Source organism: Enterococcus sp. FZMF (assembly GCF_030263915.1).
Lineage (GTDB): Bacteria > Bacillota > Bacilli > Lactobacillales > Enterococcaceae > Enterococcus_D > Enterococcus_D casseliflavus.
In genome coordinates, this window is sequence record NZ_CP127160.1 from 3,228,752 (window position 1) to 3,242,197 (window position 13,446).

Below are 13,446 nucleotides of genomic sequence, written 5' to 3' on the forward strand. Positions count from 1 at the left end.
GTAACGCTTATCTGAACTCTCAAATCGGCTTCAATCAACCTAATTTTAGAGCTTCTAAGCGTACAGCCAAGCTATCCTCAATTCCTTTACGCTTATAGACAGCCACTGCACAGTAATTTTTAGATCAAGATGGCTGCTAACATCACAACGAAATTATAGAAGCTATGTGCAAAAATGGATTCCCAAATATTTCCCCTACGTAAATAGGTGATCGTCAAATAAAACCCTATGACAAAGTAAGGAAAAAGAGCAAAAAGATTCCCGTTCACATTTTCAATATGACTCTGAGTAAAAAGCAAGAGACTTCCGGCAGCAGTGATGATTCTCAACCATCGTTTTTCTCCAACATAAATCAGTGAATATCGATAAAGCATTTCCTCAAAAACAGGTGCTAGCAAAAGGGCATCAAATACAAAGGGAAGGGTTCGTTGATCTGAGGGATAAACAAAAATCAACGCATTGAGATCACGAAATAAAAGAATATTAATTAAACCGATGGTAAGGATAATACTAGTAGGTACGATGAGACCGATTTTTATTAGCGCAATTTTATTTATCTTTTGATAACTCTCTACTAAATAATTACGAAAGAGTATAGTACCGAATAAAATGAATAGTAATTTTATCCCAATATGATTATAACTCATCAAATATCTTGCATAAGAAGAAGGAATGCCACGTATTGCTAGCCCCTTCCATAGGACATAAAACAATAAAAATAACCCTCTTTTCAACTTATCCCTCCTAATGAACGAAAGCTTTATACTCCAGATATTCTTACTCTTCTTTCAGTTCTTCCTATCTCTAAAATAACAATAAATCAAATAACCACTCGAGCATACTAACAAAGGAAGCCCGACATAGAGCATACCAGTTCCTAATGGATAATTAATAGCGAGGTCAAGTTGGATATTCTTAAGTTCTTCTTTGCTGATTGTGTCAAAATCTTGAATAGGGATCAAAATCGTCTGTAAAAAAAAGCCAACGATCGTCATAAAAAGGCTGATCCAAAAACAGCTAATTGCAAATTTTTTCATAAGAGTCCTCTTTTCAGCATACATTTTCTTACTGTATGTTCTTATTATACATACCAACCATTAAAAAAGAACCTTAAATTATTTTTTAACATTAATTTTAAAACAATAAAAAGAAAATGAATCAATCGGTCAACAAAAAATTGACAAGACTCAATTAGTACTATGTAGTTCTATTATGGCAAATTCTAAACGTTCAAATAAAAACAAAGTGATCGAAACAGCCGCTGAACAGCGCTTCTTTTCAGAGAACGATCAACTGATTCTTTTACAACCACCTATTCACAAAACCGATTCGGTCCCTGCAACATGGCTCAGTAAATTAGCTTTAAGACATGCATCTGAACGACAATTACTCGCCTATTTCACAAAAAAAACTGCTGATAGACGAAGCAGCCTCTTCTAGTGAATATTTAAAAAGAGTGAAGAAGAGTGTTCGTTCTTCACGGATAGTCAACACAACACTTCAACTAAATCGGTTGTTAAAAGAAATGACCCTTCAATTCCGATCATATGGGGAACTGAGGATAAAAGCTATTTACCGCCAAGAGAAACGACTAAAATAGTCGATCTGCCATTGGGTCATCATTTTCCAATCAGCCACCCACAGGAAACCGCTGATGTGCTGGTAGAGTTGATCAAAGGTTGATTTTAGGGAGGCATGATTTTATCAAGTACGCTAACCTTACTACCGAAAATTCCTACTTAATATAATTAGTTATTGAAAGGTGTCCCTCTCTTTGATGAGAATGGTGTCAGTACCTTCCTAACATCCTCCATGTAAGAAGATATGATCCTCTATGAAATAAATTTACATGGCTTCTGTGAGGGTTTCTATCTCTCCCCTAGCAAGAAAGAGAAGCTTGGCTGAAGTCTTTTTCAAATAAAATAAAGTACCCGGAAATAAATTCCGAATACTTTATTTTTTAGACATTACACTTTATTCGCTTTTCTTTTTTTCCAAAAGAAAATTACACCTGTTAGAAGCACAATTATGACACCTGCTACTAATTCAACTACTGATTTAGTTTCATTTGTTTTAGGAAGTGTTACCTGTTTCTTACTATCAGAAGTTATTTTTTTCCGATTCTCTTTCTTTTGTTCTGGTGTCGTATGCGTTGAATCATCTTCAGGTTTTTCTTGGCTAGGTTTTTCTTTTACTGTGACTGTAGCCGTTACCGTAATTCCATCATAACTATACGATACTTCATAGCTACCTGCTTTGCTCGTATCAACTTGACTGGCGTCTACTGTCAAGTCTTCGTACACGACTTTCTTTCTTGTTTTGTCTAATGCATTGTCAAAATTTTCTTTTGCCGTCCATTTATCTCCCACATAGATCGTAGAATCATGGACATTGACATCTGTCATTTTCTCTTTAACTGTGACAATCGCTGTACTCGTTATACCATCGTACGTATACGTGACTTCAAAGCTGCCTGCTTTACTCGTGTCTGCTTTACTAGCATCGACCGTCAGTTCTTGGAAATCTATCGGATTACCATCTTTATCCAACGCACTATCAAAATTATCTTCTGCTTCCCAGTTATCTCCTACGTAAATCGTAGAATCATGGACATTGACGGCGGTCATTTTTTCTTTAACTGTGACAATCGCTGTACTCGTTACACCATCATACGTATACGCGACTTCAAAGGTACCTGCTTTACTCGTATCTGCCTTACTGTCATCCACCATCAGGGCTGAAAAGTCAACATCGTTGCCATCTTTATCCAAAGCACCGTCGAAGTTATTCTCTGCTTCCCAATTATCTCCCACATAAATCGTAGAATCATGGACATTGACGGCGGTCATTTTTTCTGTGACCGTAACGATCGCTGTACTGGTTATACCGTCGTACGTATACGTGACTTTAAAACTGCCTGCTTTATTTGTATCTGATTGACTGGCATCAACCGTCAAATCTTGGAAATCTATTGAATTACCATTTTTATCTAACGCACTATCGAAGTTATCTTCTGCTTGCCAGTTATCCCCCACGTAGATCGTTGAGTCATGAACATTAACGGCGGTCATTTTATCTTTAACCGTAACAATCGCTGTACTCGTTACACCATCGTACGTATACGTGACTTCAAAGCTCCCTGCTTTACTCGTGTCGGCTTCACTATCATTGACTACAAGATCTTGGAAATCTACTGAATTACCATCTTTATCCAAAGCACCGTCGAAGTTACCCTCTGCTTGCCATGGATCCCCCACATAAATCGTGGAATCGTGGACATTGACGGCGGTCCTTTTTTCTTTGACCGTAATGATCGCTGTACTGGTTACACCATCATACGTATAGGTAACTTCAAAGCTGCCTGATTTACTCGTGTCGGCTTCACTGGCATCAACTGCAAGATCTTGGAAATCTACCGGATTAGCATCTTTATCTAACGCGCTATCGAAATTATCTTTCGCTTCCCAGTTATCCCCCACGTAGATCGTAGAATCATGGACGTTGACGGCTGTCATTTTTTCTTTGACCGTGATAGTCGCTGTACTCGTTACACCATCATACGTATACGTGACGTCAAAGCTCCCTGCTTTGCTCGTGTTGGCTTTACTAACATCGACTGTCAGATCTGAAAGTGCAACGTCGTTGCCATCTTTGTCTAACGCACTATCGAAATTATCTTCTGCTTCCCAATTATCCCCCACGTAGATCGTTGAGTCATGGACATTGACGGCGGTCATTTTTTCTTTAACCGTAACAATCGCTGTACTCATTACACCATCGTACGTATAGGTGACTTCAAAGCTGCCTGATTTACTCGTGTCGGCTTTACTGGCATCGACCGTTAGGGCTGAAAAATCAACATCATTGCCATCTTTGTCTAACGCACTGTCAAAGTTATCCTCTGCTTCCCAATCATCTCCCACATAAATCGTAGAATCATGGACCTTAACGGCGGTCATTTTTTCTTTGACTGTAACAATCGCTGTACTCGTTACACCATCGTACGTATAGGTGACTTCAAAGCTGCCTGATTTACTCGTGTCGGCTTTACTGGCATCGACAGTTAAAGCTGAAAAATCAACATCATTACCATCTTTATCTAACGCACTATCGAAATTATATTCTGCTTCCCAATTGTCTCCCACATAAATCGTAGAATCATGGACATTGACGGCGGTCATTTTTTCTTTAACCGTAACAATCGCTGTACTCATTACACCATCGTACGTATAGGTGACTTCAAAGCTGCCTACCTTACTCGTGTCGGCTTTACTGGCATCGACAGTTAAAGCTGAAAAATCAACATCATTGCCATCTTTATCTAACGCACTATCAAAATTATCTTCTGCTTCCCAGCTATCCCCCACATAGATCGTTGAATCAGAGACATTTATGGCGGTCAGCCTAGGCTTAACAACTATTGTCGCATTCTTGGTTAGATTATTGAGAGTATAACTAACCGTATAAGTACCCGCTGTCTGTGTGTCTACTGTACCAGAAACAATCCCGCCGTTTGCCAAAAACTCCTCATAATTTAGCTGTTTCCCTTCTTTTGATGAAGCCTCGATAAAGTTATCAATCGGTGACCATGTGTCCTGTGTATGAATAGTACTATCTTTAATCGAAATATCGGTATAATCAATTTGCGCTTTCTGATAAACATAGGTAACAGTAAATTCACCACGTTGAAATACTCCAATAGCATAAGAAGGCAACTTACTTGTATCTAGCTCATATCCAGGAATTTCTGGAATGTAGTCACTAGTTGAAACGTCATAGGGCTGATTTGTACTATCATCAATTCGACGTGAAGGGTAGATTTCATTACCTGATTCATCTACATACTTAATAGTTAAGTGGCTGTTTGTAAAACGGATATTGTATGCAGCTGTAAATAGGTCATTCCCGTTAGCATCTTTGTAAGGAATAACCACAGTAAACCCAAAATATTCAAAATCATCTGGGCTCCAACCTTGAGTAAAATTACTCCATGACATTTGTAAAGTGTTCACTCCTATTACTGGATTGCTATGTGATGAACCTGTCATGAAATATTGCTGATCCGATTTGTACTCGTAAAAATTTCCGTCATCCCCACCTAACAGAAGACGAAAATATAGTTCATCCTCTATATATTTTTCAGGAATGGGTAAGTCGATTACCAATGGTTGAACCTTAAGAGGATCATATTCAACTGTTAAGTCGTAAGTGAACATCTCTGAAGCTTCCATTGGAGTCATAAGCATCTTCGAGTCTTTTTTATGTATTTGATTCTGGTCAGCATTATCTGTCACACTTTCACTCGTATCGGATCCAGATGACTGGCTTTCAGATAGTTCTTTACTGTTATCCGATTGCTCCTCATTACTAGTAGCATCATCTTCTAGACTGCTTAACGTTTCATTCTCTAAAAGGTTTTCCTTAGCTTCACTTTCAGAAAATACATCTTTGTTATCAGGCGCCGGTTCCTGATTTTCACTTTTTTCATAGCTGTTCAAAGATTCCGATAAAAGATTGCTGCCTTCTCGTTCTTGATCAGGTTCCGTTCCGAGCGTATCTGTCAATGCTTGTACTGGATTCATTACAATTGACCCAAACAATAATCCAACTAAAAAAAGGTGCATATATTTATTTTTCATTTTTTTCTCCTCGTTTCGATTTAACAAACGGCATCTTAGCATTAAACTACACATTTTAATTTATTAGAAAAAACCTAACTAAGGTTATTACATAAAATTATTTGCTAAATGCTATGATTTATAATGTGTATATTAGAAGTGCGTAACCTATAGAGAGCGTCAATATTTTTGTGTAAATAAATCGTCCTTCTGCAAAATAATCTGTCACTTATTAAACATTGAAGCTAATGTATCGGTTACTCGCTGGAAACCTTTATGGCTTCTGCTTAGAAATTTTTGATTGTATGTATCAAAGATGGATACTAGGAAACGTTCTAATGATTCTTCATTTTGGAACTGCTCTTTTCTGCGGCTGTATTTCTTGATTTGCTTATTGAATGACTCGATCAGATTGGTTGAGTAAATGGTTCTGCGAATACTAGGCGGAAACTCATAGAAAGTCAATAAATCTTGGTTTTCTATGAGCGACTGCGTCACTTTAGGATAAGTTTTCTGCCACTTCTCAACCATACAGGACAAGAAGGTACTCGCTTCTTCCTTTGAATTGGCTTGATAAACAGTCTTAAAGTCATCACAGATTTCTTTTCGGTCTTTGACACGTACTTTATGAGCAATATTACGAGATACATGGATACAACAGTGTTGGTATTTTGCTTTCGGATAAATTTTATGAATGGTATCTTTCATACCTTTTAAGCCATCCGTAATAAAGAGCAAGACATCTTGAACGCCTCTGGAGCTAATATCTTGTAGTAGCTCATTCCAAACGTGTGTTGACTCAGTCGGGGCAATCGCATAACCTAGTACTTCTTTAGTACCATCTTCTCGTATTCCAATGGCAATGTAAATGGCTTCTTTTGACACGGTTTGACGTTTTAGTGGAATATAAGTAGCGTCCATAAAAATAGAGACATACTTATCATTTAAGGCTCTGGCTTTAAATGCGTTTACTTCTTCAGTCAACACTTTAGTCATGTTTGACATGGTTTGTGGAGTATAATGATGTCCATACATTTTTTCGATTAAATCAGCGATTTCAGACATCGTAACGCCTTTTTTGAACAAATGGATAATGGTTGTTTCCAATGTGTCGTTTGTTCTTTTGTAGGCTGGTAAAGTTTGTTGTTTAAACTCACCATTTCGATCTCTAGGTATCTCCAAGGTTAGTTCACCATATTCGGTTTTGATTGATCGAAAATAAGAACCGTTCCTCGAATTACCGGAATTAAAACCAGTGGGGTCATATTTTTCATAATCCAAGAAAGCCGTTAATTCTGTCCGTAGGAGAGTGTTTATCGCTCTTTCTAAGTGTGACCGGAATAATTCATTTAAATCGCCTTTAGTGACTAGAGTTTGTACAATTTCTGTAGTAAAATCATTCATAGGGAAGTCCTCTTTTCTGTGAATTGGTTGTCGTTAACTTTATTCTACAGAAGGGACTTCCTTTTTTGTATGGTTTTATTCATTTACACAAAATATTTTACACTCTCGATTTTATAACTTCTTGTTTCTTTTAATATGTACTTTCCATTATTTTTTCGTATTCTCCGTCTATATGATTATGAACTGATTTAACTCTCTTTTATAGTATATCAAAATTTCAGAACAATACCTATTTAACTAAATAACAAAAAAACACCTTGCAAATTGTTGAAAGATGTTTCAAATTTATATATTTTATTTCTTAGTATCTTCTCTCAAATGCCGACCAAAGTTTACTTCTTTCTTCTAATGAGTCATAACTACTCGAAGAAGAATCAAACAGAATTTGATATGTTTTATTATCAACTGTTTTTATAATATTTTCATTCGTTGGATCCCAACCAATTCTATGAACATCACCAAATATAGTGAAATTCATTGCATATATCCACTGAATCTAATTTGAATATTATTTTTCATAGATTCATCATAATTTTCTTTAGTAAATTCAGAATAACTATCGGCAATTCCTGATGGAGCAAACCTCTAATCTCAGTGGTAGCACATGCAAACAATATGAATAAAAAAAATATCTAGACAAAATTCATCTAAATATACTTTTGATTAAAATACTCAGCAAATACTACTAATTTAATAACGTAACTTAACCTTATTAGTCTTTTTCCTGGTTCATTATATCTCCATTCATCTTGGTAAAGTTTAAGTCCATTCAATACTTCTTCATTCATATATAACTTGGGAGTAACAGATGATTCTTTACTATAATCTACCTGTGATAATTCAGACTCCATTCTAGTTCTCATCTTTTCCCAATCTGTTTTAGTGTACTTTACGGTATTTCTATATGCTTGTTCAATTACACTACCGCTCGTTACTTTTAAAACAACATTACAAGAAACTCCATTCAGAATTTCTTCATTTGTGTTAAACAAACTCTCCTCTAGTTTCAAAATCAGTCCATTGCTTAATTCCTCTCTTAATTCCAATTCTTTAATACTTACTAGTTCATCAATACATAGTTTCGTTTCATGTGCTAATCTTACTGTTTTATTAATTCTAGCCATATTCAAATCTCCTTATACATTGCTATTGATCATCTGAGAATTTTTTTTTAAAATTTTTTAAATATAAATCATAAAATTTATAATGTGTTAAATTGCTATCTTCACAAAGTTTTTTTATCATTAATTTTCCACGCTCTTCAATACACCAATTAGCTTTTGATATGAAGCTTTTTATATCTTCATTATTACGAGGATTAACACCATTTCTATTCCAAAATTCTGTAACTACATACTCTTCTGAATTATTTACATATGAATGCAAAAAGTATTTTTCAACAAAATTTTTCCAATTTTCTTCTCCATCCAAGCAATTAAAAAAACTTTGAAGAAGTATCATTCCTAAATCCCAATAGTCTGAATTCTTACGTCCCATATTAAATCCTCTTGGTTCAATTGTAAAATTTCCAATTGTATGTGTTAATGAAGCATATTCCTCAAATTTATCATTTGTTTCTTTATAATTATCATAGTTATTCATTAAAAATTTAAATGTTTCTTTATTTATTTCTCTATTCTTCTTCCACTTATAAAAGTCTTGATTTTTATCTACTTTAATAGATCTTTGATATATCGTCCAAAATGAATTCATTACATCTATATCTACAAACGGTCGCTTTAAAAAAAGAATTTCCCTATCAATATTCCACAAATTACAATATATTTCTTTAGCAAGTTCAGTATTCTCGATTTCACCTTCTTGATATTTTTTATCATAATTGATGTACCATTCAAATATTCTTAATATTGGATTGGGATTTTGAACTCCTTTTACTAGGTTTTCAGTTTTGAAGTCATAACGCCATGGTTCGATTTTTTCTGCTTCACAATAATTTAACCAATTTTCTATTAATTCTAAACTCATAAACTAACCTCCTTTCGAATGTGGTTGTAGCACTACCACTAAATAAATAATGCCTCTTGATTTCATAAAATACAAGCTTATTTTTATGATTAGTATATTCTTAGTCCCAACTAACGTCCCAAAACACAAAAAAAGACACTTTCCAAATAAATGGAAAATGTCTTGAAATGTTGATATAAGATATATTAACGTTTTGAAAACTGTGAAGCTTTACGAGCTTTTTTAAGACCTGGTTTTCCCTTCTTATTATTGAATAAGTGTGAAATAGCTTGATTTGGCAGTGTTTCTATAGATTTAGTTTTTAATGAATTTGATTAGATTTTACCCTTATGTGTTCTGAAAATGTGTTCTAAAAGAGGTAGTATATTTCGTTAACATTATGGCTCTTCAAACATTTTAAGAGACTAATTCCCATAGGAATAAAAATCTATTTCAATTCCCTGCAGTACATTGGAAGTAATAATATCAACTTTATAAAAGAAAAGCAACTTACTATTATTCAAAAAAAAGACCCTGTTTTTTGACAAGAAAAATGCCAATCAAAAATATGAAAGTATTCAAAAAAATTAAAAATCCTACAAGTTCTATTAATCTTGATTAAAGTACTTAGTTATGAACTGTTTCAGCTATAAGTAGTAGATATATTTTGGATAGCTCTAGGAAGAAACTGTGAGATAGACTGAACACATTAAATAAAGAAAAATTGATAAACTGTCCTTTACCTATCATTATGTTATTGTATGTTATCTGAATCTATTAGATAATGAATATACATGAAAATGGTGGAGGGGTAGTGCATGAATCAAAAAATTAATGAGCTTTTATCAACTGTTCTTATGGAGAAAAACATATCATTTTTGATAGGAGCTGGTGCATCGACACCCTTTTTCTCATCATTGGGAAACTTAGAAAATGTCCTGACAAATAGTAGTATTAATGAAAGTGGGAAGCAACTAATCAAAGCATTATTTTATGATACCTCTATCGCTAATAACATATATTTAGTGGATTATTTACAAGATTGTTTAGTAGATGATGGTAAAGACGAAAAGATAATGTATTCAATTTTATTGCAATATAAGAGATTTATTCACAACATTCTTGAATATATGAAAGTAAGGAATAGTCGTGTATCTCCTAAACGAACTAACATCATAACTACAAACTATGATCTTTTTATAGAAGCTGCAATTGATGACATTTTGGAGGATAATCCTAGAGTTCATTTTAATGATGGAACTAATGGATATACAAAAAAAATATTACAAACTGATAATTTTAACAAAACGTTATTGTATTCAGGTATATTTGATAACTATTCAAATGAGATGCCAACGATTAATCTAATTAAATGCCATGGGTCAGTTAATTGGCAGACACATTATTCAAGAGACAATAAGAAAAGAATTCAAGTAAACTCTTCGCCTAATACTATTCATGAGTTAAATTCACTAATTGATTCGTTATTTGATGATATAGAGGTGTTTATAACCGAGGAAGAAGATTTAAAAAATTGGTTTACCTCCATTGATGATCTAGTTGAATTGATAAATGAAGAGAGTTCTGAATATATCAAAGATGACATTAACTTGATAGGCGATCATTTCTCTAACGAACTAAGTGAGATAGAAAATAAACTTGCAGAAATGCAGATTGTCTATCCGACCAAAAAGAAATTTGAATCAACATTGGTAAATGAATATTATTTTAGCTTACTAAGATTGTTAAGTTATGAACTAGAAAAAGAACAAACCACATTGATTGTTTTTGGATTTTCTTTCTATGACGAACACATTACAGAAATAGTTCAACGATCGCTAAATAATCCGAATTTACTAGTTATTATTTTTTGTTTTGCTGATAAAAATAAGAATGAGATTATTTCAAATTTTAATTTCACCCCAAATACAATCCCTAATAACATCAAATTTGTTTTGCCAAGTGATTTTATCCTAAAAGAGATAGACATTGAAACATATAAACAAGAATCTGGGGATGAAGATTTAGCCGCAAACAATATCATAGTTGATGAGGAACAAATTACTATATATAGTAAAGAGGTTTCTTTTATTAAAAAGGAAGATGGAAGCACAATGGCCACCTTAAATTTTTCTTCCCTTAATCAACTGCTTGAAGCTGATATTACTAATACTTTCAATGAAAAACATTTCTCCGTTTTAGCAGATGAAGGAGATGATTTTCTTGAGTGATTTAGAAATTGGAATAGTTATTGAAGCCAATGGATTTAACAATAAAATTGCTACTTACGATAATACTAATCATTCAAGTTTTATCAGTAATGGTGAAATCGTAAAAAACATAAGCGTAAATAGCTTCATGATAATAAAACAAGGTTTCATAAGAATAGTGGCGAGAATCAACTCTGAAACAATATGGGATACTTCAAATATAAATAAATATAACATAAGTTTTGATAATAGGTTTTCTAAAAAATCAATAAAAAGAATTTTGGAAGTTCAAATTGTAGGTTATATAAAAAATAATGTTTTTCACAATGGTTCTTCCTACTTACCAATGATAGGCAACCCTTGTATCATTCCCAATGAGAATGACATAAATTTAATTTATATTAACAATTATTCGGAAAATGAAAGACATCTCGTTTCAATTGGAAAAAGTCTCATTGAACAAAACACTATCAATTTACCAGTCAATTTGTTTTTTGCTTCTCATATTGGAATCTTCGGAAATACTGGTAGCGGAAAGTCGAATACGCTACACAAGTTATATTATGAATTGTTTAATTTAAATAATTTACCAAAGATGAAAGAAAACAGTAAATTCTTAATTTTAGACTTTAATGACGAATATACCCAACCTCTCTCATTTGGACTTTCAAATGATGGAATAAACAAGTTAACTCATAATTTGGATTCGTCAAACTCTACTACTGGTCAAAAATTTCCGATTCAAAAAAATCATTTCTTAAATGAAGAGATTCTATCTATTCTTTTTCAAGCAACTCAACAAACGCAGAAACCTTTTTTGAGCAGAGTGATAAAAAGCATTCATAGATATGGAACAGGAAGTATATCTTTAGCTAATTGGATCGTTTCCCAATTAACGACCATATTAAATAGTGAGCCGAACAAAGATATTTTCAATAGACTACTTAATATATTAGAAGAGTCCTTTTCCGATATCACGTGTCATACCGAAATATTGAGAAAAATTCAGGTTCATTCTAAAAACGGTTGTTTCTATCTGGAAAATCCCCAAATATATTTCAATGGAACGATGGATTCTTATCGTATAAAAAGTCTTAGACTGACTGATATAAGAGCCTATATAGAAGCATCAGAACTTGATCTAATAGATGAATTTAAAATTAGATGCAAACTTCAATTAGTTACTGAATTATTGTACGGAAGCATAGTCCCGGAACATATCGAACCGCTTATAAAAAGAATAGATACGAGACTCAGGAGTATTAAAAATTATATAAAGCTTGTAGATGAATTACCATCCCAGCCATTCTTACAAATTGTTTCCTTAAAATCATTGAATCAAGAAGCAAAGAAAATAGTATCTTTGCTAATCACTAAAATGTACTTTGATAAGCATAAAAAAGCCAATGTTATTAATAATAAAAGCTTTCATCTAATAGTGGATGAAGCACATAATATACTTTCTAGTCAATCAGTAAGAGAACAAGAAGGTTGGAAAGATTACCGCTTAGAATTATTTGAAGAAATAATTAAAGAAGGTCGGAAATTTTCATTCTTTCTAACAATTTCTAGTCAACGACCGGCTGATATATCTCCAACTATTCTTTCTCAAGTTCATAATTTTTTTCTTCATAAACTTGTAAACGAAAAAGACTTACAGATAATTGACAATTCTATTTCTACATTGGACAAGATTTCAAAGTCTATGTTACCGATACTTTCCCAAGGTGTATGCATAATATCTGGAACAGCTATAACTATGTCAATCCCTGTATCAATTGATTTTATTGAAGATAATACACTTCGACCAAAAAGTGACACTATTCAACTTACTGATATTTGGGAATAATTAAAATATCACTGGCGTTCATAAAATTGAACGTCTTTTTTACTCTAAATTACTTATAATGAAAGGAAAACATCATGAAACATCTAATAAATAGAACTTTAAGGGTGCTGATGGTCTGCGTGACTATTATCAGCACCCTTTTTACTTCTTCCATCCCTACTTTTGCCAGTTCACTAAGTTTAGATGAGCCGACAAATTATTATTATACGGGGATTAGCCCTAACACAGGTTATTCCATGACTCATAACATTTATGTGCTAAAAATGGATGGCAAAAAAGTCTTCTATATTGAATCTGGCATCGTAGCAAATGGCGGCGAAGGCTATACATCTGAATCCTATATCAGCACAAAAAAAGATAAGCTGTCAAAAATTGCTTATTACTGATATACAATAACTAA

10 protein-coding genes are annotated in these 13,446 nt (G+C 33.4%); 4 read left to right on the forward strand and 6 right to left on the reverse strand.

The annotated features are described in order from the left end of the window. Positions 1-119 precede the first annotated feature (119 nt). The gene (locus QN079_RS15805) at positions 120-734 is read right to left on the reverse strand and encodes a CPBP family intramembrane glutamic endopeptidase (protein WP_289230097.1); all 615 of its coding nucleotides are present in this window, start codon (positions 732-734) and stop codon (positions 120-122) included. A gap of 54 nt (positions 735-788) precedes the next feature. Further along, a complete protein-coding gene (locus QN079_RS15810) occupies positions 789-1,037 on the reverse strand; it encodes a hypothetical protein (RefSeq protein WP_289230098.1) in 249 nt (82 codons plus the stop codon). A gap of 175 nt (positions 1,038-1,212) precedes the next feature. Between QN079_RS15810 and QN079_RS15815 the strand changes: the two genes are divergently transcribed. Continuing rightward, on the forward strand, positions 1,213-1,440 hold the full coding sequence (locus tag QN079_RS15815) for a hypothetical protein (RefSeq protein ID WP_289230099.1): 228 nt from the start codon (positions 1,213-1,215) through the stop codon (positions 1,438-1,440). Between the two features lie 527 nt (positions 1,441-1,967). Here the strand turns inward: QN079_RS15815 and QN079_RS15820 are convergent. The 4 genes from QN079_RS15820 to QN079_RS15835 all read right to left on the reverse strand — a co-directional run bounded on the left by QN079_RS15820 (position 1,968) and on the right by QN079_RS15835 (position 9,008). Further along, positions 1,968-5,639 (reverse strand): bacterial Ig-like domain-containing protein, encoded by a 3,672-nt coding sequence (locus tag QN079_RS15820; protein ID WP_289230100.1) that lies wholly within the window; start codon positions 5,637-5,639, stop codon positions 1,968-1,970. Positions 5,640-5,843: 204 nt separating this feature from the next. Beyond that, positions 5,844-7,022: an IS256 family transposase gene (locus QN079_RS15825; protein ID WP_289230101.1), complete on the reverse strand. Its 1,179-nt coding sequence runs from the start codon at positions 7,020-7,022 to the stop codon at positions 5,844-5,846. A gap of 647 nt (positions 7,023-7,669) precedes the next feature. After that, entirely contained in the window at positions 7,670-8,146 is a 477-nt protein-coding gene (locus QN079_RS15830) for a hypothetical protein (protein WP_289230102.1), read from the reverse strand. A 22-nt stretch (positions 8,147-8,168) separates the two neighbouring features. After that, a complete protein-coding gene (locus QN079_RS15835) occupies positions 8,169-9,008 on the reverse strand; it encodes a hypothetical protein (RefSeq protein WP_289230103.1) in 840 nt (279 codons plus the stop codon). Positions 9,009-9,805: 797 nt separating this feature from the next. Between QN079_RS15835 and QN079_RS15840 the strand changes: the two genes are divergently transcribed. The 3 genes from QN079_RS15840 (at position 9,806) to QN079_RS15850 (ending at position 13,432) form a co-directional block, all read left to right on the forward strand. Continuing rightward, positions 9,806-11,218, forward strand: a complete 1,413-nt coding sequence (locus QN079_RS15840; RefSeq protein WP_289230104.1) for an SIR2 family protein — start codon at positions 9,806-9,808, stop codon at positions 11,216-11,218. Beyond that, positions 11,211-13,046 (forward strand): ATP-binding protein, encoded by a 1,836-nt coding sequence (locus QN079_RS15845; RefSeq protein WP_502875140.1) that lies wholly within the window; start codon positions 11,211-11,213, stop codon positions 13,044-13,046. Before QN079_RS15840 ends, QN079_RS15845 begins: the two co-directional genes overlap by 8 nt. 119 nt (positions 13,047-13,165) lie before the next feature. Next, positions 13,166-13,432 (forward strand): hypothetical protein, encoded by a 267-nt coding sequence (locus QN079_RS15850; protein WP_289230106.1) that lies wholly within the window; start codon positions 13,166-13,168, stop codon positions 13,430-13,432. The last annotated feature ends 14 nt before the right edge of the window (positions 13,433-13,446 follow it).

Coding starts and splice junctions, on each gene's coding strand:
- QN079_RS15810 (WP_289230098.1), bottom strand. CDS start 1,037: ATGAAAAAATTTGCAATTAGCTGTTTTTGGATCAGCCTTTTTATGACG.
- QN079_RS15815 (WP_289230099.1), top strand. CDS start 1,213: ATGGCAAATTCTAAACGTTCAAATAAAAACAAAGTGATCGAAACAGCC.
- QN079_RS15820 (WP_289230100.1), bottom strand. CDS start 5,639: ATGAAAAATAAATATATGCACCTTTTTTTAGTTGGATTATTGTTTGGG.
- QN079_RS15825 (WP_289230101.1), bottom strand. CDS start 7,022: ATGAATGATTTTACTACAGAAATTGTACAAACTCTAGTCACTAAAGGC.
- QN079_RS15830 (WP_289230102.1), bottom strand. CDS start 8,146: ATGGCTAGAATTAATAAAACAGTAAGATTAGCACATGAAACGAAACTA.
- QN079_RS15835 (WP_289230103.1), bottom strand. CDS start 9,008: ATGAGTTTAGAATTAATAGAAAATTGGTTAAATTATTGTGAAGCAGAA.
- QN079_RS15840 (WP_289230104.1), top strand. CDS start 9,806: ATGAATCAAAAAATTAATGAGCTTTTATCAACTGTTCTTATGGAGAAA.